The sequence below is a fragment of the Salininema proteolyticum genome, from assembly GCF_042685645.1.
GTDB lineage: Bacteria > Actinomycetota > Actinomycetes > Mycobacteriales > Micromonosporaceae > Salininema > Salininema proteolyticum.
Genome location: NZ_JBHUNX010000001.1, coordinates 3,565,974 through 3,588,301, shown reverse-complemented (window position 1 = coordinate 3,588,301; position 22,328 = coordinate 3,565,974). Strand labels below are relative to the sequence as shown.

General features: G+C 69.7%; 24 protein-coding genes and 1 other RNA gene. 13 read left to right on the top strand and 12 right to left on the bottom strand.

Annotated features, from left to right (window positions below; translation table 11 throughout):
- Window positions 1–15 precede the first annotated feature (15 nt).
- Together ACFTE1_RS16685 and ACFTE1_RS16680 are read right to left on the bottom strand one after the other, a co-directional pair.
- Window positions 16–981: an alpha/beta fold hydrolase gene (locus tag ACFTE1_RS16685; RefSeq protein WP_380621605.1), complete on the bottom strand. Its 966-nt coding sequence runs from the start codon at window positions 979–981 to the stop codon at window positions 16–18.
- A 215-nt stretch (window positions 982–1,196) separates the two neighbouring features.
- A complete protein-coding gene (locus tag ACFTE1_RS16680) occupies window positions 1,197–3,170 on the bottom strand; it encodes a hypothetical protein (RefSeq protein ID WP_380621603.1) in 1,974 nt (657 codons plus the stop codon).
- Between the two features lie 231 nt (window positions 3,171–3,401).
- Here ACFTE1_RS16680 and ACFTE1_RS16675 point away from each other — a divergent pair, with 231 nt between their 5' ends.
- A complete protein-coding gene (locus ACFTE1_RS16675) occupies window positions 3,402–3,692 on the top strand; it encodes a Smr/MutS family protein (protein ID WP_380621601.1) in 291 nt (96 codons plus the stop codon).
- 40 nt (window positions 3,693–3,732) lie between these two features.
- Here ACFTE1_RS16675 and ACFTE1_RS16670 read toward each other — a convergent pair whose 3' ends face one another.
- Window positions 3,733–4,920, bottom strand: a complete 1,188-nt coding sequence (locus tag ACFTE1_RS16670; RefSeq protein ID WP_380621599.1) for an amidohydrolase — start codon at window positions 4,918–4,920, stop codon at window positions 3,733–3,735.
- Between the two features lie 129 nt (window positions 4,921–5,049).
- Between ACFTE1_RS16670 and ACFTE1_RS16665 the strand changes: the two genes are divergently transcribed.
- On the top strand, window positions 5,050–5,805 hold the full coding sequence (locus tag ACFTE1_RS16665) for a GntR family transcriptional regulator (protein ID WP_380621597.1): 756 nt from the start codon (window positions 5,050–5,052) through the stop codon (window positions 5,803–5,805).
- 16 nt (window positions 5,806–5,821) lie between these two features.
- Here the strand turns inward: ACFTE1_RS16665 and ACFTE1_RS16660 are convergent, their stop codons facing one another.
- Window positions 5,822–6,298 carry a MarR family winged helix-turn-helix transcriptional regulator gene (locus ACFTE1_RS16660; protein WP_380621595.1) on the bottom strand — a complete coding sequence of 159 codons (477 nt, stop codon included), beginning with the start codon at window positions 6,296–6,298 and terminating at the stop codon, window positions 5,822–5,824.
- A 3-nt stretch (window positions 6,299–6,301) separates the two neighbouring features.
- On the opposite strand from ACFTE1_RS16660, the gene ACFTE1_RS16655 reads away from it, so the two are divergent.
- Entirely contained in the window at window positions 6,302–6,727 is a 426-nt protein-coding gene (locus ACFTE1_RS16655) for a hypothetical protein (protein WP_380621593.1), read from the top strand.
- Window positions 6,728–6,773: 46 nt separating this feature from the next.
- Here ACFTE1_RS16655 and ACFTE1_RS16650 read toward each other — a convergent pair whose 3' ends face one another.
- Window positions 6,774–7,400, bottom strand: coding sequence for a response regulator (locus ACFTE1_RS16650; RefSeq protein ID WP_380621591.1), 627 nt, complete (start codon window positions 7,398–7,400; stop codon window positions 6,774–6,776).
- Window positions 7,397–8,560 carry a sensor histidine kinase gene (locus tag ACFTE1_RS16645; protein ID WP_380621589.1) on the bottom strand — a complete coding sequence of 388 codons (1,164 nt, stop codon included), beginning with the start codon at window positions 8,558–8,560 and terminating at the stop codon, window positions 7,397–7,399. Before ACFTE1_RS16645 ends, ACFTE1_RS16650 begins: the two co-directional genes overlap by 4 nt.
- Window positions 8,561–8,783: 223 nt before the next feature.
- Here ACFTE1_RS16645 and ACFTE1_RS16640 point away from each other — a divergent pair, with 223 nt between their 5' ends.
- Window positions 8,784–9,335: a GlcG/HbpS family heme-binding protein gene (locus ACFTE1_RS16640; protein WP_380621587.1), complete on the top strand. Its 552-nt coding sequence runs from the start codon at window positions 8,784–8,786 to the stop codon at window positions 9,333–9,335.
- A 119-nt stretch (window positions 9,336–9,454) separates the two neighbouring features.
- On the opposite strand, the gene ACFTE1_RS16635 is transcribed toward ACFTE1_RS16640, so the two are convergent.
- The gene (locus ACFTE1_RS16635; RefSeq protein ID WP_380621585.1) at window positions 9,455–10,168 is read right to left on the bottom strand and encodes a hypothetical protein; all 714 of its coding nucleotides are present in this window, start codon (window positions 10,166–10,168) and stop codon (window positions 9,455–9,457) included.
- 110 nt (window positions 10,169–10,278) lie between these two features.
- Between ACFTE1_RS16635 and ACFTE1_RS16630 the strand changes: the two genes are divergently transcribed.
- A complete protein-coding gene (locus tag ACFTE1_RS16630) occupies window positions 10,279–11,088 on the top strand; it encodes a class I SAM-dependent methyltransferase (RefSeq protein WP_380621583.1) in 810 nt (269 codons plus the stop codon).
- A 120-nt stretch (window positions 11,089–11,208) separates the two neighbouring features.
- On the opposite strand, the gene ACFTE1_RS16625 is transcribed toward ACFTE1_RS16630, so the two are convergent.
- The 3 genes from ACFTE1_RS16625 to ssrA all read right to left on the bottom strand — a co-directional run bounded on the left by ACFTE1_RS16625 (window position 11,209) and on the right by ssrA (window position 14,199).
- Window positions 11,209–12,699, bottom strand: a complete 1,491-nt coding sequence (locus ACFTE1_RS16625; RefSeq protein ID WP_380621581.1) for an alanine/glycine:cation symporter family protein — start codon at window positions 12,697–12,699, stop codon at window positions 11,209–11,211.
- Between the two features lie 387 nt (window positions 12,700–13,086).
- Entirely contained in the window at window positions 13,087–13,617 is a 531-nt protein-coding gene (locus ACFTE1_RS16620) for a GNAT family N-acetyltransferase (RefSeq protein ID WP_380621578.1), read from the bottom strand.
- Between the two features lie 210 nt (window positions 13,618–13,827).
- Window positions 13,828–14,199: a transfer-messenger RNA gene (gene ssrA / locus ACFTE1_RS16615) on the bottom strand.
- A gap of 159 nt (window positions 14,200–14,358) precedes the next feature.
- Here ssrA and ACFTE1_RS16610 point away from each other — a divergent pair.
- A complete protein-coding gene (locus tag ACFTE1_RS16610; RefSeq protein WP_380621576.1) occupies window positions 14,359–14,802 on the top strand; it encodes a hypothetical protein in 444 nt (147 codons plus the stop codon).
- Window positions 14,803–14,971: 169 nt separating this feature from the next.
- Here the strand turns inward: ACFTE1_RS16610 and ACFTE1_RS16605 are convergent, their stop codons facing one another.
- Complete coding sequence (locus tag ACFTE1_RS16605; protein ID WP_380621574.1) at window positions 14,972–15,562, bottom strand: YqgE/AlgH family protein; 591 nt, start codon at window positions 15,560–15,562, stop codon at window positions 14,972–14,974.
- Window positions 15,563–15,860: 298 nt separating this feature from the next.
- Entirely contained in the window at window positions 15,861–16,742 is an 882-nt protein-coding gene (mca, locus tag ACFTE1_RS16600; protein ID WP_380621572.1) for a mycothiol conjugate amidase Mca, read from the bottom strand.
- Between the two features lie 251 nt (window positions 16,743–16,993).
- On the opposite strand from mca, the gene ACFTE1_RS16595 reads away from it, so the two are divergent.
- The 7 genes from ACFTE1_RS16595 (at window position 16,994) to ACFTE1_RS16565 (ending at window position 22,217) form a co-directional block, all read left to right on the top strand.
- The gene (locus tag ACFTE1_RS16595; RefSeq protein WP_380621570.1) at window positions 16,994–17,419 is read left to right on the top strand and encodes a DUF4307 domain-containing protein; all 426 of its coding nucleotides are present in this window, start codon (window positions 16,994–16,996) and stop codon (window positions 17,417–17,419) included.
- A 90-nt stretch (window positions 17,420–17,509) separates the two neighbouring features.
- Window positions 17,510–18,007, top strand: a complete 498-nt coding sequence (gene greA / locus ACFTE1_RS16590) for a transcription elongation factor GreA (protein WP_380621568.1) — start codon at window positions 17,510–17,512, stop codon at window positions 18,005–18,007.
- 258 nt (window positions 18,008–18,265) lie between these two features.
- On the top strand, window positions 18,266–19,477 hold the full coding sequence (gene ilvA, locus ACFTE1_RS16585; protein WP_380621566.1) for a threonine ammonia-lyase: 1,212 nt from the start codon (window positions 18,266–18,268) through the stop codon (window positions 19,475–19,477).
- Between the two features lie 264 nt (window positions 19,478–19,741).
- Window positions 19,742–20,527: a serine protease gene (locus tag ACFTE1_RS16580; RefSeq protein WP_380621564.1), complete on the top strand. Its 786-nt coding sequence runs from the start codon at window positions 19,742–19,744 to the stop codon at window positions 20,525–20,527.
- 270 nt (window positions 20,528–20,797) lie between these two features.
- Window positions 20,798–21,508 (top strand): uracil-DNA glycosylase, encoded by a 711-nt coding sequence (locus ACFTE1_RS16575; protein ID WP_380621562.1) that lies wholly within the window; start codon window positions 20,798–20,800, stop codon window positions 21,506–21,508.
- A 199-nt stretch (window positions 21,509–21,707) separates the two neighbouring features.
- Window positions 21,708–21,923, top strand: coding sequence for a hypothetical protein (locus ACFTE1_RS16570; protein ID WP_380621560.1), 216 nt, complete (start codon window positions 21,708–21,710; stop codon window positions 21,921–21,923).
- 54 nt (window positions 21,924–21,977) lie between these two features.
- Window positions 21,978–22,217: a hypothetical protein gene (locus ACFTE1_RS16565; protein ID WP_380621558.1), complete on the top strand. Its 240-nt coding sequence runs from the start codon at window positions 21,978–21,980 to the stop codon at window positions 22,215–22,217.
- The last annotated feature ends 111 nt before the right edge of the window (window positions 22,218–22,328 follow it).

Below are 22,328 nucleotides of genomic sequence, written 5' to 3'. Positions count from 1 at the left end.
GGGGGTGTTCGGGGCTCACCGCAGCCTCTCGCGGCCCGGCTTCCCCTCCACCAGGGCCGCCATGGCCCGCGCGACGGCTTCGGGGTCCTCCATCTGGGCGACGTGGCCGACTCCGCCCAAGATAAGAAGGTATCCGTCCTGAAATGCCGCCGCCGTCCGGGGTGCCTGTCTGACGTCGATGATCCTGTCCTCCTTGCCCCAGACGACGAGTGTCGGGACCCTCACATCGCCCGCCTTGCGCCACAGCGTCGGCGAGTGGGGGACGAGGGTCTGCAGGAAGGACCCCATCAAGCCGCGGAACGCGCCCACGTAGGCGGTGCTGGTCCACGGGATCACCTGCCGGGACCGCGCCTCGTCCACGGCCTCGCGGTAACGCTGGGGGTCCATGTCGTAGGGCCTGGCCCAGGTGCTGGAGGTGATCTCGTGGACCAGCTGCTCGGGGTCCTTGCGGCGCAGGAACCTGCCGGCCATGACGTCCAGCCGGGGGAGGGCGAGCATGGGCACGAACCGCGACTGGCGCGAGTAGCGCGGGTCGGTGAAGGGCATGGCCGGGGAGATGAGCGTCAGGGTCTTCACCAGCTGCGGCCGCGTCGCGGCGACCCATACCGCCACAGCCCCGCCGAGCGAGTTTCCCGCCAGGTGGACCGGGCCGCGGCCGCGCTGGGCGATCCACCCGGCGACGATCTGCGCGTAATGGCGGATGGAGGCTCCTTTGACCGGCGCGGAGTGGCCGAACCCGGGCAGGTCGATCGCGTCGGAGGCGACGTGGTCCGAGAGGCTGTCGGCCAGGTCGGTCCAGTGCTGGGACGACCCGCCGAGGCCGTGCACGAGGACGGCGGGCTCGGCGTGGTCGGACGTGGCGGGGGTGGAGCGGACGAAGACCCGGTCTCCGGCCACTGTGTACTCGCGGCCGGGCCAAGGGGAATGAGGGCGCGCCGGGCGGCGGATGCGGTCCGCCTCAACCCACCTCGCCCTGCGCATGGTCCCAGTGTCGCATTTTTCGGGCGCTCGTGCCGACCACTGTGCCCAGTTGCCGACACCGCGCGGTCGTCCCGCGGCGTCGGCTCCGACCGCGCTTCGCGCGGCCGTGCGGACCGGGCGTGTCGATCGCGCGGTGAGGAACGGCCGTGCCGGAGGCACGGCCGGGGCGACTCCGGTGTCATTCGGCCCGCGCGGAGCCGAATGACACGGATGTCCTAGTGGCGCATCTTCTCGGTGAGCGCGCCGACGGCCGCGCGGACGACCGCTCGGAGCTGCTCGCCCTGGACGACGGACGCGCCCGCGAAGCGCTGCTGGCCCTCGGCGTCCAGCCACAGGAAGGTGACCAGGGCCGTCTCGACCGGAGCGGTCGCGACAATGGACACGTGTTCGACTTCGACCCGGGCGCTCGGCGGCACCGCCCACGGGCGCAGGGCCTCCAGAGTGGCGGAGGCGGCGGCGCGCTGGATGTGCCAGTCGGCCGCGGCCGAGACGGCCGAGCCCTGCACCTCCTCGCCGCCGACGGTGACGTCGACGTGCACGGCGGCCTCGAACTCCTCGGAGTTGACCGTCAAGCGCTGCAACTCCACCGGCACGGCGGCGCGCTCGGAGTCGCGCGGCGTGACCGGGGAGCCCTCGAACGCCGGGACGGGCGGGAGGGCCTCGTCGAACGACCGCGACGCGCGGTGCGACCGGGAAAGGCGCGGGGCCGCCGGGGTCGGCGGGACCGGTCCGGAGTCCCGTCCCTCGGCGTGGGCGGGAGGCATGGGCTCGGTCTGCGGGAGGGCGGCCTCGTCCTTCTTCCGCGGAGGGGAGACGTCGGCCGCCTCCTGCGCCTGCGCCGGAATCGGCTCGGGCGCCCTCCTGGCGCGGCGGGCCGGCGGCTCGGACGGGGCCTCCGCCTCGGCCTCCTCTTCGGGGTCCTCGCGGCGGGCGGCGGGCGGCTCCGACACGGGTTCGGCCCGGGGCTCCGGCTCCGGTGCGCGCGGCGGCTCGGGCTCTTCGTCCTCGGGCGGGAGCTGCTCGGCCACGACCGCCGAGACCTGGTCCTGGATCTGCGCGGGGTCGACCCCCTCCTCCAGGTCCAGGCGGAGGCTGGGGGAGCCGTCCTGGGCGGTCACGTAGTAGGCGTCGCGGACCCCGGCGATCTCCCGGACGCGGGCGAGCAGCGCCTCGCGCTCCTCGTACTCCTCGTCGGTCGTGTGGGGAGGCGTCGGGCTCGACGGCGGCATCTCGGGGGCCGGCGGAACGGTCTTCACGCTCGGCGGCGGTGCGGCGGGAGGCGGCGTGGGGCCCTCCTCGCGCGGGTCGTGGCCCTGGGGCGCACGGCCTCCCGGTTCTGGCTGCCGGGTGACGGGCTGCTGTCCGGGGCCCTCGGCCCGCGCCTCGCGCGGGGCCTCGGGTTGAGACTCCTGTGTGGCTTCGAAACGACGTGACATGGGACCGCCCTCTGGGAACTCGGTATCGCGATAGTCAGACGACTGCGGGGTGGGGCCGGCGGCGTAGTGCGGGGCGCCGGGGGTCATCGTAACGTCGGCGGGACCGGGCGTGTCCGGGAAATCCGGTGTGTCAGGCGACCGGGGCGCGAAGAACGACCCGTTCGGGGGAGGGTCTTCCCGGTACGGTCCTTCGGGTTGCGGGGTGTCCGGCGCGCCCGGTCCGTCGTCGTGCCGGCCGTGGCCGGACGGGTTTCCCGGGGTGATCCCGGAGGGCAGGGTGGGGTCCTCGGAGGCGTTCCGGGCCTCGGAACCGGGGGCGGGGCGCGGATCGGACTGCGGGGGCTGCGGGTCGCGGCCCTGGGGAGCGGGCCTTCCCTGCTCGGGAAGGGGGCGGTCGGTCCCGAAGGGCTGCACCGGGACCGCGTTCGGCTGGGCCTGCCCGGGCCCGGGGGTGACGATCGGGAACTGGACCGTCGCGTTCATGTCGGGGTCGTCGAACCCGGGGTTGAACTGGATCGTGGCGGCCGTGTCGGTGTGGATGACGGCGGTCTCGGCCTCGTCCGGGTTCTGGGCGAAGGGCTGACCCGTTGCGGCGCCGGGGTTTCCGGGAGGAGGCTCCTCGTCGGCCCGCGGGGGGTTGGGGCGCGAGGGATCGGCCGGGCCCTGCGGGGACCGGCGTGCGGCGCCCGGCCTGGGCGCGGACGAGGCGGAGGGTGCGGGGGGACCCGGTGCCTCTCTGGGTTCGTAATTCACGACTACTCCTTCAAAAGTTCCTTAGGAAAGGTACCCCGCGGCGGCCTTCCCCTACCAGGGCAGTGGGTGGCCGCTCACGCACGGGCGGAGGCGGCCGGTAACGAGTGTAGGAGCGGGGTCCGACGGGAAACAACCTCTACGGTTTCTCTGCGGGAGCGGCCGTTCGGGGGCGCTGGCGCGCGGCGGGGGCCGTCCTCGCCGCGCACGGCGCGTCCGAGGGACAATGGGGGCATGGCGAAGCTCGTTCTGGACCTGCACGACATCTTCAATAAGAGTCGGGAAATTGACAAGGCGCTGCGCGACGTCATCCGCGAGGCGGTGGAGAAGCGCATCGACACCGTCGAGATCATCCCCGGAAAGGGGTCGGGGCAGCTGAAGAAGAAGGTGCTGCGCTTCCTGGACCAGAAGGAGATCAAGGCGCAGTACCACCGGATCGACAAGGACTCCAAGAACTTCGGGCGCCTCTTCGTCTACTTCAAGCACGAGAGGCCCGGAAAGGGAAAGGGCCGCAAGCGGAGGTGAGATCCGCTCGCGGCCCTGGAGGGTCCGTCCCGCCCCGGCCTCAGGCCAGGACGCCGTTCCGGGCGGTGACCTTGCCGCCCTTGACGACCACCGTCGGCGTCGGGTGGGTCATGACGGCCTCGGCGGCGTTGCGGGCCGGGACGGCGACCAGGTCCGCCTTCGATCCCGCCGAAAGGCCGTAGTCCTCGGCGCCGGTGATCTCGGCTCCTCCGAAGGTGGCCGCGTCGAGGGCGAGCTCGATGTCCTCGTCCCTGCTGAAGCCCGAGTTGCGAGCGAACCACAGGGTCCGCTCCAGCATCTCGCCCGTGCCGTAGGGGGACCAGAGGTCGCGCACGCCGTCGTTGCCGATGCCGGTGCGCACGCCCGCCGAGTCGAGCTCCTTGAGCGGCAGGACCTTCTTGGGCGCCACGGAGGTCACGGAGATGCGGTTCTCGGCCAGCTGCTCGATGAGCCGCTCCCGCACGGCTCCGGCCGCGTCGTAGAGGGCGAAGGCGTGGCTGATGGTCACCCTGCCCTGCATGGACAGGGCCCTGGTCCGCTCGATGATGAGGTCGAACTCGTGGACGCCCAGGTTGTCGCCGTCGTGGACGTGGATGTCGACGCCCGCTCCGTGCCGCTCGGCCATCTCGAAGACCACGTCCAGGTGCTTGACCGCGTCGCCGTCGAAGCCGCCCGGGTCGATGCCGCCGACGTACTCGACGCCGGCCGCGAGCGCCTCGTTCATGAGCTCCTCGGTGCCGGGGCTGACGAGGAGTCCGGTCTGCGGGAAGGCGACCATCTGCATGTCGACGCGGCCCTCCAAGCGCTCGACCGCCTCGCGGACGGCGTGCACTGCGTCGATGCCCAGGCCGGGGTCGATGTCGACGTGGGAGCGGGTCCGGGTGGTGCCGTGGACGGCCATGTTGGTGAGGAGCGCGGTGATGTAGTCGGGGTTGGGGACGCCGTACTTGACGCGTTCGGTGGCGCCGTACTCGATGGCGGCGGCGAGTCCGGGGCCGGCTGTGCGCGGGACCCAGGGGCCGCCGAAGAGGGTCTTGTCGACGTGGGCGTGGGCGTCGACGAGTCCGGGGATGACGAGGGCGCCTTCGAGGTCGACGGTGTCGGGTCCGGCCGTCTCCGCCTCGCCGGAGGCGGTGTCGACGTCGGCGATCCTCCCGTCCTCGATCGTCACGTCGGACAGTCCCTCGGTGCCCCACAGGCGGGCGTTCCGCAGTCTCAGGTCGGCCATGGCGTTCCCTCCTCGGTTAACGGTATACCACTAATGTCTCATGGTATACCATTGACTCGGTCCCGGCAAACCCCAGTTCGCGGGGGCAGTGGACCGTGGAGGCGTCGGAGCGTGAGCGGAGGATCGCGGATGGGCAGTCGTCGGGCCGAGGCGATCGAAGAGGTCACCCGCCGGATCGTGCACCTGGAGTACCGGCCGGGGCAGCGGATCGTGGAGCGGGACCTGGCCGAGGAGCTGGGGCTGTCGCGCATCCCCCTGCGAGAGGCGCTCAACCGGTTGGAGGTCGACGGGCTCGTCACCAAGGTCGCCGGGCAGGGGACCATCGTCGGCACCTGGGACGGGGAGAGCGTGCGGGACCTGTTCGACCTGCGGGGGCGTTTGGAGCCGCTGGCCGCCTCCCGGGCGGCGGAGCGGCGGACGGACGCGCAGCTGGAGCGGTTGCGGTCGGCGTGCGAGCACGTCGGCGCCGATGCGGGAGACGGGGGAGGGCCGGCCGGCCCTGCGAGCGGCGCCGGGGTTCGCGAGGACGGCGGGGCGGAGACCGCCGGCGGCCGCGACGTCGACCAGACCGACCGGAACGCGGTCTTCCACCGGCTGTTGATGGAGGCGGCCTCCAGCGGGCTGCTGGAACAGAGCATGCGGCCCATGCTGGTGCGGCTGCGCTGGCTCTTCCACCTGACCAGCGAGCGCGGCGCCCACCACCAGGCCGAGGAGCACCGGTCGATCTACGCCGCCATTCGCGACGGGGACGCGGCGGCGGCCGAGAGGCTGACCTACGAGCACGTCATGGACGGCTACGACGAGACTTTGGCGGCCGTCGAGGGGTGGAGCGGCGACCGCGTCGACCCGGTGGCGGCCACGCGGACGCGCAGGCGGCGGGGTTGAGGGCCCGGGCCGCTCCTCACTCCTCCGCCAGATCGGCGGCGGCGCTCCGGTAGACCTCTTCGAGATCGGAGAGGACGCCCGTCACGAGCTCCCGCTCGGACGGAGACAGGCGGTCGAAGACCGCGCGGGCGGAGGAGTCGACCTCTCGCCACAGCTCCCGGCGTTCGTCTTCCCTGTTGTCCGTGGCGATGATCCGCACCGACCTCCGGTCGTCGGCGTCAGGGACTCGCTCGGCGAAGCCGGCCCGCTCCAGGCGGTCGAGAACCTTGGTGACGGCTGCGGGGCTCAGTCCGCCCGCCTCGGACAGCCTTTTCGGGGAGATCGGCTGTTCGCGCTGGATCACTTCCATGCAGCGCAGGTCGTTGCGGTTGACGCCGAGGCGGAGGGCCACACCGTCGAAGAGCGTCTCCGTGGCGGCGTGGAGCCGGCGGACCGCTCGGATCGGATCGGCCGACGGACCCGGAGAAGGTAGTACACCATGTGTATCATTCACGGTGTGAATAATATCAGTTCCACGCGACGCGAAGGAGGCGCGGCCGCCACGGCCGCCGCGATCCTCTACTGCGTCTGGGGCGTGCTCCACCTCGGGCTCGGCGCCGTCATGGCCGCCTCCGGCCTTGACCCGCGCGGCGAGCTCGAGGCCGAGAGCCTGATGTTCTTCCTCTGCGCGATCGTGTTCGGCGCGCAGGCCATCGCCGTCGGGCTCGTCCTGAACCGGCGCAACGACCTCTTCGGCTACTGGCTCAACCTGGTCGTCCTCGGCGCCATCGACATCGCGTTCCTCCTGGTGCTCGTCCGGCCCGGGCACGTCGACCTCGCCGGGGGCCTCTCGGGCCCGGTGGTCTGGGCGGCCGCGGCGGTCCTGTCGACGATCGCGCTGCGCAACGGGCGCCGTCGGGAGGTCCGGCCGGATCGCGCCTGAGGAGGGCCCGTCGACGCTCATCGCCCTCCGGGGGCGCTCGTGCGGGCTAGACCCCGCGGATGGCCCCTTGACGTCTCGCCTCGGCCACGGCCGCGGTCCGTCTCTTGACCTCCAGCTTGCGGAAGATGTGCACCAGGTGGGACTTGACCGTCGCCTCCGAGATGAACAGCCGCGAGGCGATGTCCGCGTTGGACAGGCCGTCGGCCATGAGCTTGACGATCTCCACCTCGCGCGCGGTCAGGGCGTCCCGCTTGGCCGTCATGTTCCGCATCATGCGCGAGGCCAGTCGCGGCGACAGGACGTTCTCCCCGGCCGCCGCCGACCGGACCGCCGCGAACAGCTCCTCGGGCGGGCACGCCTTGAGCAGATAGCCGACGGCCCCGGCGTCCACGGCACGGCGGACGTCGTCGTCGGAGTCGAAGGTCGTCAGGACGAGTACCTGGGGAGCGGGGTCCAGCCGCCTGAGCAGCCGGGTCGCCTCGATCCCGTCGGTGGCGCCCGCCAACTGGATGTCCATCAGCACCAGGTCGGGCCGGAGCCTCCGGGCGGCCTCAAGGGCGCCGTCGGCGTCGGCGGCGCGCCCGACGACCGAGAACCCCTCCTCGCCGTCCAACAGCGCGGCGAGTCCGGCCTGGACCACGGGATGGTCGTCCACGAGCAGCAGGTCGATCACGGTGTCTCCTCTCGCAGGGGAACGGAGGCGGTGATGACGGTACCCGCCGCCGGGCTCTCCACCTGGAGCGTGCCGCCGACGTCCTCGACGCGGCGGCGCATGGTGGCGATCCCGAAACCGCGCCCGGGACGGGACCGGTCGGAGGCGCCCTCCCCGATCCCGATGCCGTCGTCCAGGACGTCCAGGTTCACCGCCCCGTCGAGATAGGTCAGGGTCACCGCGGCCTCGTCGGCCCGGGCGTGCTCCACGATATTGGCCAGCGCCCCCTGGGCGACCCGCAGAAGCGCCGCGGCGGTCGCGGCCGGGAGTCGGAGGCGCTCGCCCTCCTCGTGGAACCGGACCGTCAGCGGAAAGCGGTGCTCGAAGTTCGCCGCCAGGTCGTGCAGGGCGTCGGCAAGCGGCCGGTCTCGGAGCAGGGGTGAGGTGAGGCCCGAGACGAACTGCCGCGCCTCGGCCAGGTTCTCCTCGGCCACCTGCTCGGCCTGCTCCACATGGGCGGAGCGCCCCGGTTCCCCGCTGCGCTGGGAGGCCTGCAGCAGGAGGCTGATCGACGAGAGTCCCTGGGCGAGGGTGTCGTGGATCTCCCCGGCCAGGCGCTGCCTCTCCTCGAGGACGGCGCGCTCGGCCCGTGTCTGCGCCAGGCTGTCCTCGGTCGACAGCAGTTGGTCGATCAGCTGCTCCCGCCTGCGGATGCCGTCGTCGAGCGCCCACATGACCGAGGTGATGACCGCGGCGATCCCGATGGGGGCGAGGACGAGGCTGGGCTCGAGGACGTGGGAGATCCGCAGCTGCCCGACGATGACGGCGCCCGTCAGCGCGACGGCGGCGACGATGGTCAGCCCGCGCGGGAAGGTCTGGATGCACAGGAAGTACAGGGGGATCGCGCACCACGCGAAGGCCGGGGCGAAGAGCGCCAGCACTATGTACAGCGCCAGCACTGCCAGGAGCCACGACACGGCCGCCCCGCCCAGCCGCGTGCGGAAGGCGATGCCGATGCCGTAGACGACCGCCAGCACCCCGGCCAGGGCCAGTGAGACGACCGTGAGGCGGTCGTCCAGTTCGTGGCGGAATCCCAGGCGCGCGGCCGAGGCGGCGAGCAGGACGTAGAAGCCGGCGGTCATGGCCGTGTCGACCGGCCGGGTCGGCCTCTTCCAGCGCATCTCTCACCGCTTTCCGTTGGCGCGGGTCAGGGGGAATTCTATGTCCTCGAGGATGACTCGCGGGGTGGGACGCCGCATCCATGGAAAGTTGTACGCCCCCTGGACCGGAGGTGGGGTCGGGAATCGGAGGCGAGTGCGATGTCCGGAGACCCGCGGAACCGGAGACTGGAGCGGAGTCGGGGGCGATCCCCGGCGTTGACCCGAAGATTCGAGGAGCAGACCCATGAAGAAGCGCACCATCATCGGCTCCGGCGTCGCGGCGTTCGTCGCGGCGGGAGCGATCGGCCTGGGAGCCTACGGAGTGGCCGGGGGCGAGGAGGCCGAGACGATCGAGGCCGTCCCGGTCGCCGACGTGGCCGACGCCGACGTCTCCCAGTCCAGCTCGCTCACGCAGGAAGCGGTCCTGGACGTGCTCGACGCCGCCGTCGCAGAGGCCGAGAAGCAGGACCAGCGCGTCACGGTCGCCGTGGTCGACCGCGACGGCAACACCGTCGGCCTGATCAAGATGAACGGCGCCGGCCCGCAGTCGGAGCAGTCCGCGCAGCAGAAGGCCTACACCGCCGTCGCCTGGAACAACAACACCAGCGAGCTGTCCAAGAACCTCAAGGGCAACGGCCCGAACATCGACGACATCCCCGGCACGCTCTTCCTGCCCGGCGGGGCCCCGGCCGCGTTCGACGGCGTGCCCGTCGCCGGCGTCGGAGTCGCGGGAGCGCCCGACGGCATGATCGACGAGGCCATCGCCGAGGCCGGGCTGGCCGCTCTCGACGACTGACCCGCTTCTACGGCTGAACGCTCCCGTCAGTATCGCCTGCCGCGCGGTGCCGCCGCCGATACCCGACGAAACGGGCCGGGGATCGTTCTCGCGAACGGTCTCCGGCCTTTCGGCGCGTCCTACATCAGGGTCTCGCGGTCGTGGAAGGTCGTCTGCAGCAGGGCGTCCAGGGCCGCGTCGTAGTACTCCGTCCCGGACTCGGGGATCGAGGCGGTCCCGGCGAAGACCTCGCCGTCCTCCAGCTCGACCAGGAGCAGCGCCACGTCCTCGAAGGTGTCGGTCGTGCAGGAGCCGCCGTCGTCCCAGGTGATCTTCGTGGTCGCCAGGGCGGCGGGGAAGCCGTCGACGCGCGTGTAGGTCACCTCGACCGGCGAGTACTCGGCGCCCTTGGTGCACTCGAAGGACGAGCCGTAGGTCCAGGCGCTGAGGGCCTTGTCGGCGGCGTCCTCGATGTCGTCGGTGTCGGCCTCCAGCGACAGCTGCGAGTACTGCCCGACCGAGACGTAGGAGATCCAGTTCCCCGTGTGCTGCAGGTTGATCGCCTGGGTGTCGGTGGAGAAGTTGTCCTTGGACCCGGCGGGCAGGTAGTCGATCCACGGGCCTTCCGGCCGGGGTGTGAGCGCGCCGAGCGTCTCCACGCCCAGGTACCCCTGGGGGATCTCGAAGGCGCCGAGCCCAGGGGCCCCTTCCCCGTTGTCGCACGGTTCGACCGCGCAGTCCTCGGTGATCTCGCCTTCCCCGGAGTCCGACTCGCCGCCGGTGCAGGCCGAGAGCGCCAGGAGCACGACGAGGGGGAGCGTCAGCCGGTGGAGGAGGCGGCGGGGGCGGTTCATACCTACCATCGTAGTGAAGCCTCCCCACCGCCGGTAGGCGGGACGTGGCCCGCCCGCCGCCGCGGGACAATGGAAATGCGGTCCCGGCGCGCGAACGGTAGATTGTCCACATGGAAGACCCTGCGCTCGACCCCGACATCGAGGCCTTCTACAGCCGCCTCGGAGAGAACGACCGACTAGTGGTGCCCCCGGACGGACGCCTCGAGTACCTCCGGACCCAGATCCTCTTGCGCCGCCTCATGGACGGCGAGAACCTCCGCGTGCTGGACGTGGGAGGCGGGACCGGGGTCCACTCCGCGTGGTTGGCGAAGGACGGCCACGCGGTGACGCTCGTCGACCCCGTCGCCGCGCAGGTCGAAGCGGCCCGCACGCTGAACGGCGTGGAGGCCGTCACGGGCGACGCGAGGAAGCTCGAGTTCGACTCGGGGTTCTTCGACGTCGTCCTGATGCTGGGCCCGCTCTACCACCTCGTGGACAGGGAGGACCGCCTGGCGGCCCTGCGCGAGGGAAGGCGCGTCGTGCGCGACGGCGGACTCCTCGCGGTGGCGACCATCAACCGCGCCTCCGCCTGGTTCGACGAGCTGACCCGCGAGAGCACGGGCGACCCCGAGCAGGAACCGACGATCGACGAGGGCGCGGCCCACTTCGAGACCGGGGTGCTGGACCTCGTCGCGAAGGGCATCTTCACCCGCGCCTACTTCCACCGCCCCCAGGACATCGCCGAGGAGTTCACCGCCGCCGGCCTGCCCGCCCCGCACCAGTACCAGATCGAGGGCCAGCTCGCCTGGTCCCCGCACCTCGCGTCGATCCTCGACGACCCCGCCCAGCGCGAGGGCGCGCTGCGCATGACCGAGCTGATGGAGGCCGACCCGTCGCTCCTGGGCGTCGGACCGCACCTGCTCTCCGCCGTCAGGAAGTGAACGCCTGAACCGGACGCCGAGAACGACGAGGGGCCCGGACCGAGCGAATCGGTCCGGGCCCCTGGCCGTGGGGTGGTCTGGCGCTGCGGCGGGGGCCCGTGCCGAACCCCCGCCGGGCGCCTAGCGGGCCGCGGCCTTCTCGGAAGAGGCCTGCGGCTCGTCGGATTCCTGGTCCCAGCAGTTGACTTCACCGGCGCCGTCGATGCGGTCGCGGGTGAAGACCGGGTCGAGGCCCGCCTTGCGCTGGTCGTCGTAGTCCTTCAGCAGCTTCAGCGCGACCGAGCCGAGCATCAGGATCGCCACGAGGTTGATCGTGGCCATGAAGCCCATGGTCAGGTCCGCCAGCTTCCAGACCACGTCGATGGCGAGGATGCCGCCGATGACCGTCAGGATGATGGTGCTGGCGCGGAAGGCGTTGAACAGGCCCTTGCCCTTCGAGAGGAAGCGGATGTTCGCCTCGCCGTAGTAGTAGTTGCCCAGGCAGGACGTGAAGGCCAGGCACAGCAGGATGATAGTCACCACGTGGACGGCCCAGCTGCCGAGGCTTCCGCCGACGGCGACCTGGACCAGGTTGCCCTCCAGGTCGGGGTTGCCGAGGTCGGGGTTGGACACCAGGATGATGACCGCGGTGATGGTGCAGACGATGATGGTGTCGAAGTAGACGCCCGCGGCCTGGGTCAGGCCCTGCTTGGCGGGGTGGCTGACAGAAGCGGTGGCACCGGCGACCGGCGCCGAGCCCATGCCGCCCTCGTTGGAGAACATGCCGCGCTGGAAGCCGATCACGATGGCCGTGCCGATCGTGCCGCCGACGACCTCGCCGAAGCCGAGGGCCGAGGAGAAGATCGAGCCGAGGGCCGGGCCGACCTCGCTGAGGTTCGCCACCACCATGATGACGCCGACGATGAGGTAGATGCCCGCCATGATCGGGACCATCAGCTGCGCCACGTGGGCGATGCGGCGGATGCCGCCGAAGATGACCAGGGCGATGACGGCGGCCAGGAGAACGCTGACGACGAGCAGGCCGGGCGTGCCCAGCTCGACGCCGAGCTCGTCGGCGGAGGAGCTCACCGCGCCGGTGATGGTGTTGGACTGCACCATCAGGAAGACGACGGGGAAGGTGAAGATGAGGACGACGGCGAAGACCTTGCCGAGCCACGGCATGCCGAGCCCGTGCTTGATGTAGTAGGCCGGACCGCCGACGTAGGAGTCCTTGTCGCGCTGCTTGTACAGCTGGGCGAGGGTCGACTCGACGAACGCCGCCGCGGCGACGATGATGCCCATCAGCCACATCCAGAACACGGCGCCGGCACCGCCGGTGGAGATGGCGACGGAGACGCCCACGACGTTACCGGTGCCGACGCGGGCGGCGGCGGACACGGAGAAGGCCTGGTAGGCGGAGATGCCCTTGCGGCCCGAAGCGTCGGTCTCGGCGGGCTCGAAGAGGCTCTTGGCCATCTTGGGCAGCAGGCGGAACTGGGCGCCCTTCGTGAAGATCGTGAAGACGACGGCGGTGATCCCGATGAGCGGCACCAGGATCAGCGACCAGTAGCCGCCGCTGAAGTTGCCGATCGCCTCGGCTATCTCGCTCAGGCGCTCGTTGATGGTATCCAAAACTGGACTCCCTAAATGTTACTTCCGGGGTACGGACATACCCAGTGAAATTACCAGCCAGAATGGGTAACACGAGAATTGCTTATCGAATGGTTATGCTCTGAGACCGTTCTGTGATCCACACCGGACCACAAGGGTCCGGATTGCCGGATTTCAACGTTTTCGCAGGTTGACACCGGTAGTGAATGGTGGTAAACGCCTCTTGTGCATAGGTCCATAGGGGGCGCGGCCTGCATTGATTGAGACAGTCCACTGGATGATCATGACTCCGGAGGGGTACGGGTCATTCACTCAATGAGTGTTTCCGACGAAAGGAGCTGAATTCCGATCTCTCGAAGACACTATCCATAGTGAATCATGTGATTGCGTTCATGGAGGACACGGGCCCTACCGGGGGCGAATCAGGGCGAATCGGTCCTCCACATGGATCTCGCCGTTCAAATCCAGGTCGGAGGAGGCGCCGTCCCACTCGAACCCCTGGCTGCGGTAGAAGGCCTTCGCCCGCTCGTTCTCCCGCAGCACCCACAGCCGCACCGGCGACAGGCCCTGCTCGTCGAGCCGGGCGAGGCCCGCCTTCATGAGCATGGTGCCCACTCCACTGCGGTAATAGGCCGGGTCGGCGTAGAGCGCCCAGATCTCGCCGCCCTCCTCCGGGCGCCTGGTGTGGTCCGGGGTGTCCTGGTCGCGGTAGTGCCCGACGGTGAGGAAGGCGGCCACGCGCTCGCCGTCCACGGCGACGTAGGTGTAGCGGTCGTCCATGAGGTTGTCGAACCCGCGGATCTGGAGCGGGGTGGGCTCCTCCTGGATCCGGTCCATGAACTCGGCGCTGATCACGCCGGCGTAGGCGGCCTTCCAGGACTTTTTCCTGACACGGAAGATGTCGCGGGCGTCGGCGGCGGTGGAGGGGCGGATCAACATGCCCCGATTATCGGGGGAGGGGAAGGGGCACGGCAAGCGGATATCGGCGCCCGGTGGGGGGGGAGTGGGATGCGGTAAGCGGGCATCTCCTGGGCGGGGAGAGGGACGCGGAAAGCGGACTTCGTCCCGGTGGGAAGAGAAGACACGGCGGGTGGACGTCGGGCGGGAGAGGGCGCGAAAAAGCCCCCGTCCCTGGTGGGACGGGGGCAGTCGTGGAGCTGCTGGGAATCGAACCCAGGTCCTCCGCTGCTTCGATGAGACTTCTCCGGGTGCAGTCCGCTGTGCCTTTTATCGAGCCCCACCGATCACGCGGACCAGTCGGTGGGACGGGCTCTAGCCTCCGTTAATGTCGCCGATGGCCCAGTGGCCAAACCATCGACCTAGCGTCCGAAAATGATGTCTCAGGACCGGACTGGACGCTTGTCCGGAGAGACAACTTCGCTATCGCTTAAGCAGCGAGGGCGAAGTCAGTGCGTTTAGCGTTGGCACTTATTGGTTTCCAACGTCGGTTTACGAGACGGCGTTGGCTTCCTCGACCCGCTTCCCTCATCTCGACATACAGAGTCGAAACCGATCAGCCCCTTGATGCGGAGATGAGATCCCCTATTCAGTTGTGGACCCATCGTAGCTCATACAACGCGTCGAGCTCCACCTATTATTCCCGCCGGGGGTCACACGCCACAGACGGGGCAATAACGGCAAAACGGCCTCAGCGGTCCACTGGCTTTCTAGCATGAAGGCATGCACACGCTACTGGTGGTCCTGCACGTCCTGGTCGTCGTCATCGTGATCGGACCGGCGATGCTCTACCCCTTCACGGCCCTGAAGGCTTTCGAGGGGCAGAAGGCCGACGAACTGTCCCAGATCGGGCGGTGGACGATGATCTTCAACGGGTTGACGCTGGTAGCCGCCCTGGTCGGCGTCTTCGCGGCCCTGACCGCCGACACGAACATCTTCGGCGAGGTCTGGATGATCATCGCCTCCACCCTCTACGTCCTCGCGCTGATCAACGGCATCGGACTGCTGCCCATGATCATGGCCAACGCGGCGAAGACCCTCAGGAACGGCGAAGGGCAGATGGACGCCGACCGGATCTCCCAGAAGAAGGGCCAGATCATGGGCTTCGCCGCGGCGAACGCCGTCTTCTACATCCTCATCACGGTGCTCATGACCTGGCAGCCCTGAGCAAGGCGGGAGGCCCTGCAAGACTGGGCTCAGATCGGTTCCGTCTCCGGGGCGGCTCCTTAATATAGTGCCGCCTCTGGAGGCTGTTTCGGACGGTGCCGCGGCCGGCGGCGATCTGGTTCAGTTCCGCCTCCGGCGGCTCTCTAATTCAGTTCCGCCTCCGGCGGACTCAGTTCAGTTCCGCCTCTGGCGGAAAGTGCGCCATGGTGGCCAGCAGGCCGCCCTGGCGGCGCCAGACCATGGCCCACATGTCCTCGGGACTGCTGTAGAACGGGTCGGTCGGCAGAGCGTCGAAGACCATCCAGGCCCCCGCCTGCACCTCCGCCTGCAGCTGAGCCGTCTCCCAGCCCGCGTATCCGGCGAAGACGCGCATGCCGTCGAGCCTGTCGCGGTAGTACTCCGGCCCCTGGGAGAGGTCGAGGGTCCCCAGTCTGCCGATGACCGGCCGGTAGACGGCCGATTCCGGAGCCGAATGCTTGCGCCAGCCCAGTGCGATGGCGGAGTCGGGCTGGACCGGACCGCCCTCGAACATGACGGCCGGGTCGCCGGCCAGGCCGCCCCAGTCGCCGAGCACCTCGTTGACGGGCAGGTCGGTCGCCCGGTTCAGGACGAGGCCCAGAACGCCGTCCTCTTCCTGGCCGACCGCCATGACGACCGTGCGGTCGAAGTTCGGATCCTTCACGATCGGGGTGGCGACGAGGAGGGAGCCCACGAAGGATTCCCGCGCTACGGGCCGGGTGGTGTTGGAATTGGTGATCATGATTCACCTCCGGGCGGTGCTGTTCTACGCACGGTAGCGTGCCGAACCGTTATCCACCTACATTCCCGCACATTTCGGAGAATGACACTCGTGTGTCGTGAACCGGACTGGACTGAGAGTGAACGAACGGCCGCGCGGCGCGTTGGTCGCGCCGCGCGGCCGTGGCTCCCTATAAGTAAGGAGAAGAGGCGTCGGTTCGCGGTGGTGATCGGAGGCAGCTCCGGGCCTCGCCGGTCCGTCGGGCGGAGGGCGTCGCGGAGCCGGTCAGTTCACCGGCCGCAGTCCGTCACAGCGCCCGCTAGTTCACCGGCCGCAGGCCGTCGAACAGGTCCCCCTCGGGCTTCTCGGTCTCGACGGTGGAGGAGACCAGCTGGTAGCACTCCCACGGCCAGACCTTCTGCTGGATCTCCTGCGGGACGGCGAACCAGAATCCGTCCGGGTCGACCTGCGTGGCGTGGGCCTTGAGGGCCTCGTCGCGGGTCGGGTAGTAGTCGGCGCACTCGACCTTCGTGGTGATGCGGTGCCCCTTGTCGGGCATCCCGGACCTCCGCTTGATCCAGTCCCCGTAGGGCGACTCGAGCCCGGCGTCCAGCAGGGCCTCGTGTAGGGCCGAGAGCTTGTCCTTGCAGAAGGTGACGTCGTAGTAGAGCTTGTCCGGCTGCCAGGCCTCGCCCCTGTCCGGGTAGGCCTCCGGGTCCCCGGCGGCCTCGAAGGCGGCGACGGAGACCTCGTGGGTCTTGATGTGGTCGGGGTGCGGGTATCCGCCGTCCTCGTCGTAGGTGACGATGACCTGCGGCTTGAAGCTGCGGATGAGCTCGACCAGAGGCGCGGCGGCCTTCTCGGTCGGAACCAGGTAGAAGGAGTCCTCGGGGAGGTCGACGCCGGAGTCCGGCATCCAGCCGTCGGGGAGGCCGGAGTCGGTGAAGCCCAGCCAGGCCTGGTCGACGCCCAGGATCTCGCGCGCCTTGGCCATCTCGGCGGCGCGGATGGAGGTGATGTTGTCCCAGACTTCGGGACGGTCCATCTTGTCGTTGAGGACCGATCCGCGTTCGCCGCCGGTACAGGTGACAACGAGGACCTCGACTCCCTCGTTGACGTAGCGTGCCATCGTGGCGGCGCCCTTGGAGGATTCGTCGTCCGGGTGGGCGTGGACAAACATGGCTTTGAGCTTGTCAGACATGATAGGGTCCTCGTCGCTGTCGAGAATTTCGGGTAAAGTCGCGGGAACGGCCCGCGTCCCCCGGCGCCGACCGGGAGGGGCGGTCGCCCCCGCACCGGGGCATGGCCGCCGCGAATAACGGAACCGGTCCCATTATGTGACCGGGGACCGACAGAGTCCTTACGGGCTTGTCAGGTCACGCATTCTGTGCAACGATACCCGTTATCCGAATCTTCCCGGAATACGCAGGCCCGCACGATGAAAGTTATGTGATGACCGCTACAGTCGAATCAGCGCCGGAGTCCACTCCGTCGTACCCGCCCGGGCGTTACGGGCGGCGCCGCGAGGGCCGTCGGCCCCGTCGGTGGATCGCGGGCACGCTCACGCTCCTCGTCGTCGCCGCCGGAGTCGCGGTGGCTCTGCGCATGGAATCCGTCTACGGTTCGGAATACGACAGCAAGCTCATGGCGTACAAGATAGGGGACGGGTACGTCGAGGTGACGTTCGCTGTGACCAAGCCGGAAGGCGAGGGCGCCACGTGCCGGGTCCGCTCCCGGAACTTCGAGGGAGCCGAGATCGGCCACGCCGACGTGGTAGTCCCCGCGGGAGAGGCGCGAACGGTCGAGTACACCTACCGGCTGCCGGTGACCGGCGAACCCAACACCGGTGAAGTCCAACGATGTTGGCCGACGGATTGACGAGAACGTCAAAGCGCCTAAGCCGCCGCCGGTCGAGAGACTAGGCGGCTTTAGTTTTTTATCCGTACTGATATTGGGAGGTACAGACCTATGACGACCACCGACGCCAACAAGGCGACCTGGCTGACCCAGGAGGCTTACGACCGCCTGAAGGGCGAGCTCGACGAGCTGATCGCCAACCGTCCCGCCATGGCGGCCGAGATCAACGAGCGCCGCGAAGAGGGCGACCTGAAGGAGAACGGCGGGTACCACGCCGCCAAGGAGGAGCAGGGCAAGCAGGAGGGCCGCATCCGCCAGCTCGAGGACCTGCTGCGCAACGCGCAGGTCGGCGAGGCCGCCTCGTCCGACGAGGCCGCCGTCGGCTCGGTCATCACCGTCGCCTTCGACGGCGACGAGGACGACACCGAGCGCTTCCTGCTGGGCAACCGCGAGATCGGCGCGACGACCGACCTCGCCGTCTACAGCGCCGAGTCCAACCTGGGCGAGGCCCTCGTGGGCCACAAGGCCGGGGACACGGTCGCCTACGAGGCCCCGAACGGCGCCGAGCTCTCCGCCAAGATCATGAAGATCGAGCCCTTCACCGGCTGACCGGTGGAGGTCCGCAGGCGATGGCCCGCGGGAACCGGCCGGCCCCCGACGGTCGGAACGAGGCCAGGAAAGAGGCGGTGAACCACCGCCTCTATTTCTTTGCCCTGCCGACGGGCGCCGGTTCCCGCGACACGCCGTCACCCGGTCGGGATCCGGACGGCGGATCCGGGTCCTGCCAAGGAGAACAATGCGGTGGAATCGGCTCCTTCGCAGTTCAAGGCGCCCTGTTCGACGCTCCGGGGCGGTTAGAGTACTGGAGTGACCGAAACCGTGACTCTCGATGACATCCGCGACGCCGCGGAGATCGTCAGCGCCATCGTCCGCCACACCCCGCTCGAGCCGGCCCGGGACCCGGGCGTCTCGGACGTCTACCTGAAGTGCGAGAACGTGCAGCGCGCGGGCTCGTTCAAGATCAGGGGCGCCTACAACCGCATCGCCCGCCTGTCCCCCGGGCAGCGTGAGAAGGGCGTCGTCGCGGCCTCGGCGGGCAACCACGCCCAGGGCGTGGCCCTGGCCGCCGGTGAACTGGGGGCCAGGGCCACGGTGTTCATGCCGGAGGCGGCGCCGCTGCCGAAGGTGGCGGCGACGAAGGGATACGGGGCGGAGGTCGTCCTCACCGGGGCCACGGTGGACGAGGCGCTCGTGTCGGCCCGCCGCTTCTCCGAGGAGACCGGGGCCGTCCTCATCCACCCGTTCGACCACCGCGACATAGTCGCCGGCCAGGGCACGTGCGGACTGGAGATCCTGGAAGACCTGCCGAACGCCGAGACCATCGTGGTCTCGCTGGGCGGGGGCGGGCTCCTGGCGGGCATCGCCATCGCGGCCAAGTCGGTCAACCCCGCCATCAGGGTCGTCGGGGTGCAGGCCGCCGAGGCCGCGGCCTGGCCGGGGAGCATCGACGCGGGGCGTCCCGTCGCGGTGGCGGAGATGCACACGATCGCCGACGGCATAGCGGTCGGCCGCCCTGGCGCGGTCCCCTTCGCCCATGTCGCGAAGTACGTCGACGAGATCGTGACCGTCGGCGAGGAGGACATCTCCCGGGCGCTGCTCTCTCTGCTGGAGCGCAACAAGCTCGTCGTCGAGCCGGCCGGCTCGACGGCCTACGCGGCCGTCCACAGCGGAGTCGTGGAGGCCGCCGGGCGGACGGTGGCCGTCCTCTCGGGCGGCAATATCGACCCGCTGCTGCTCATGCGCCTCATCGAGCACGGCCTGACGGCCACGGGCCGTTTCCTGCGGATCAACGTCCGCTGCCCGGACCGTCCGGGCCGGTTGGGCCACATCCTGCAGACGATCGGCGAGCGGGGCGGCAACATCGTCGACGTCGCGCACATGCGCTCCGATCCCGAGCTGGGAATCGGGGAGGTCTCTATCGACATCTCGATCGAGACGCGCGGACCGGAGCACGCGCGGGAGGTCGGCGCCGCTCTGCGCGCCCACGGTTATCTCATCGCCGGCTTCCGGCCCGGGTAGCGGTTCGCGCCGCCGCTCGCGGCGGCCTCACGGGGTGTGTTCGCAGGTTCTCGCACAGTTCGTGCGCCACAACGATTTTCGAAGTAATGTAACCGAGAGTCGTTGGGCAACAATGATTCCTGTTCGACGTAGGGGGGCGGCAAGGGTTATCCCTATTTGCTTCCGCCATACCGAAAACTAGTCTTGTGGAACATTCAGTAGCAAGCTATATATAACGATATGTAGCTTGCTGGAATCATGTTTCACGAGGAAGAAGGGGACTTTGTGAAGAACCTGATACGAACCCTGGCCGCTACGGCGGCCGCCGCCGTCGGGGCCCTCGCCCTGACCGCGTCCGCCGGGGCGTCCGGCATGGGCGCCCAAGTGATCGGGGGCGACCCCGCCGAGGAAGGCCAGTTCCCCTACCTGGTCTCCCTGCAGAGCGGCGGCCACTTCTGCGGCGGGTCCCTCATCGCCGAGGACGTCGTCCTCACCGCCGCTCACTGCGTGGAGGGCTCCGGCCCCGGAGACTTCACGGTCAAGCACGGCTCGGTCGCGCTCGACAGCCCCGACATGAACGAGTACGAAGTGGCGGACGTCGAAGTCGCCCCCGACTACGGACAAGGGAGCCGGTTCTCCTGGGACTGGGCCCTGGTCCAGCTCACCGAGCCGGTCGAGGGCGCCGAGACCGTCGCCCTGTCGGACGGCTCCGTGGACGAGGGGCCGACCTTCACCGTCGCCGGCTGGGGCGTCACCGACGACGGCGGCCTGGCCAACGAGCAGCAGTTCGTCGAGGTCCCCTTCGTCGACGACCAGACCTGCTCCGAGGCCTACGGCAGCTCGCTCGACCCCGAGTCCATGGTCTGCGCCGGCGACGTCGAGAACGGCGGAGTCGACTCCTGCCAGGGCGACTCGGGCGGACCGCTCGTGGCCGGCGAAGAGGGCTCCCACGTCCTCGCCGGCATCGTCAGCTGGGGCCAGGGATGCGCCGAGCCCGGCTATCCCGGCGTCTACTCGCAGGTCAGCTCCTTCCGTGATGACGTGGAGAACGGCCTCGCGCGACTCGGCTGACACCTGGACCGAATCCTGAGAGGGTTCGCCGCCGCCGACCGGATGCGGGTCGGCGGCTCTGTCGTGTCCGAGGGGGGAATGCTCGGGGAGGGTCCGGCCGCCGTTTCCGAGGAGGCTCGTCGGCACTCGGGGCCCGGACGTCGCGGTTCGTGCCCGACCGCGGGAGAGGCGCCCGGGCACCGCGCCTGCGCCGCCGCACCCGACCGCGCCTTGTCGGAGGCCGGCGCGCCTCGGGAGTAGAATGTCGGTGAGCACATCTAGACTTTCCCTATGCCGCAGAGATTTCCTGAGACGATGCCGAAAGAACTGACCGACCTCATGGAGCCGGGCTGGGCCAAGGCCCTCGACCCGGTGTCCGACCAGATCGCCGCGATGGGCGAGTTCCTCCGGTCCGAAGTGGCCGCCGGGCAGACGTACCTGCCGTCCGGGGAGCACATCCTCCGCGCCTTCCAGCAGCCCTTCGACGACGTCAAGGTCATCATCGTCGGACAGGACCCCTACCCGACGCCCGGACACGCCATCGGCCTGTCCTTCGCCGTGGCCGGGGACGTGCGGCCGCTGCCGCGCAGCCTCGTCAACATCTTCAACGAGCTGCGCGACGACCTGGGATGCCCGCTGCCGAAGAACGGCGACCTCACGCCCTGGTCCGAACAGGGCGTCCTCCTGCTCAACAGGTCCCTGACCGTGCGGCCGGGCAAGGCCGCCTCGCACCGCGGCAAAGGCTGGGAGGCCATCACCGAACAGGCGATCAGGGCCCTGGCGGCGCGCGGCAAGCCGGCCGTGGCGATCCTGTGGGGGCGCGACGCCCGCAACCTCGCCCCCATGCTGCAACCGATTCCCTGCGTCGAGTCGGCCCACCCCTCGCCGCTGAGCGCCCGGAACGGCTTCTTCGGCTCCAAGCCCTTCAGCCGCGCGAACGAACTGCTCGCCGAGCAGGGCACCGACCCGGTCGACTGGGAACTGCCCCCGCTGGAGCAGTAGCGGAGAGGCCGGGCGCTGCGGCCCCGGACCCGGTCCGGGGCGCCCTCCGGCACCGCCGCCGGCGATGGTCGGAGCACCGGCACGACGGCCCCGGACGCGGTCGGACCTCGCAACGGCGGAGAGAACCGCTTCGATAGGCCAGATCACCGCCGCTGTTCGCCTCTGGCGGGCGGGCACGGCGGTGCACTACCCTTGAGGGGTGGACATCCTTGCGCAAGCTACGTTCGGACCCGACCGCCCCGGGGCGCTCGCCGGCCCCTTCGGCCTGTTCCTGACGATCTTCCTGCTCATCGTCGTGATCTTCCTGATCCGCGGCATGAAGAAGCATCTCGGCCGCCTCAACGCGCGCCTCGAGCAGGAGGCCATGGCCGCCGAGGCGAAGCCCGCCGACGAGACCGGGCCCGACGCCAAATAGCCCTTTGCCCCCATGCCCCGTCGAAACCGCCGTGCGTCAACTCCTCGACCCCGCGTGTCCGCCGGACAGGACCGCCATGTGGTCGACGACGGCGACCAGCGCTGGCAGGTCCGCCGCATCACCGGCGAGGCCGCCGAGAAGGCCTACCGCTGCCCCGGCTGCGACCTGATCATTCCCTCGGGCAAGGCCCACGTGGTGGCCTGGGACGACTCCGGTGACGGCGAGGACCGCCGCCACTGGCACGAAGGTTGCTGGAACGCCCGCCACCGCCGGAGGCCCGGACACTTCCGCTGACCGCTCCGCCGCGCGCGTTAGCCCGCTGAGTCATCAAAAGAACGCCCTTCAGGTCGGCGAGGTCGCTCCGCCGCGCGCGAGCCCGCCGAGACTCCGGGAACGGCCTCGCCC

What these genes read in the sequence shown, in the direction of transcription:
- ACFTE1_RS16685 (WP_380621605.1), bottom strand. Translation starts at nt 981, where the DNA reads ATGCGCAGGGCGAGGTGGGTTGAGGCGGACCGCATCCGCCGCCCGGCG.
- ACFTE1_RS16675 (WP_380621601.1), top strand. Translation starts at nt 3,402, where the DNA reads ATGGCGAAGCTCGTTCTGGACCTGCACGACATCTTCAATAAGAGTCGG.
- ACFTE1_RS16670 (WP_380621599.1), bottom strand. Translation starts at nt 4,920, where the DNA reads ATGGCCGACCTGAGACTGCGGAACGCCCGCCTGTGGGGCACCGAGGGA.
- ACFTE1_RS16665 (WP_380621597.1), top strand. Translation starts at nt 5,050, where the DNA reads ATGGGCAGTCGTCGGGCCGAGGCGATCGAAGAGGTCACCCGCCGGATC.
- ACFTE1_RS16645 (WP_380621589.1), bottom strand. Translation starts at nt 8,560, where the DNA reads ATGCGCTGGAAGAGGCCGACCCGGCCGGTCGACACGGCCATGACCGCC.
- ACFTE1_RS16640 (WP_380621587.1), top strand. Translation starts at nt 8,784, where the DNA reads ATGAAGAAGCGCACCATCATCGGCTCCGGCGTCGCGGCGTTCGTCGCG.
- ACFTE1_RS16635 (WP_380621585.1), bottom strand. Translation starts at nt 10,168, where the DNA reads ATGAACCGCCCCCGCCGCCTCCTCCACCGGCTGACGCTCCCCCTCGTC.
- ACFTE1_RS16630 (WP_380621583.1), top strand. Translation starts at nt 10,279, where the DNA reads ATGGAAGACCCTGCGCTCGACCCCGACATCGAGGCCTTCTACAGCCGC.
- ACFTE1_RS16620 (WP_380621578.1), bottom strand. Translation starts at nt 13,617, where the DNA reads ATGTTGATCCGCCCCTCCACCGCCGCCGACGCCCGCGACATCTTCCGT.
- ACFTE1_RS16610 (WP_380621576.1), top strand. Translation starts at nt 14,359, where the DNA reads ATGCACACGCTACTGGTGGTCCTGCACGTCCTGGTCGTCGTCATCGTG.
- ACFTE1_RS16605 (WP_380621574.1), bottom strand. Translation starts at nt 15,562, where the DNA reads ATGATCACCAATTCCAACACCACCCGGCCCGTAGCGCGGGAATCCTTC.
- mca (WP_380621572.1), bottom strand. Translation starts at nt 16,742, where the DNA reads ATGTCTGACAAGCTCAAAGCCATGTTTGTCCACGCCCACCCGGACGAC.
- ACFTE1_RS16595 (WP_380621570.1), top strand. Translation starts at nt 16,994, where the DNA reads ATGACCGCTACAGTCGAATCAGCGCCGGAGTCCACTCCGTCGTACCCG.
- greA (WP_380621568.1), top strand. Translation starts at nt 17,510, where the DNA reads ATGACGACCACCGACGCCAACAAGGCGACCTGGCTGACCCAGGAGGCT.
- ACFTE1_RS16575 (WP_380621562.1), top strand. Translation starts at nt 20,798, where the DNA reads ATGCCGCAGAGATTTCCTGAGACGATGCCGAAAGAACTGACCGACCTC.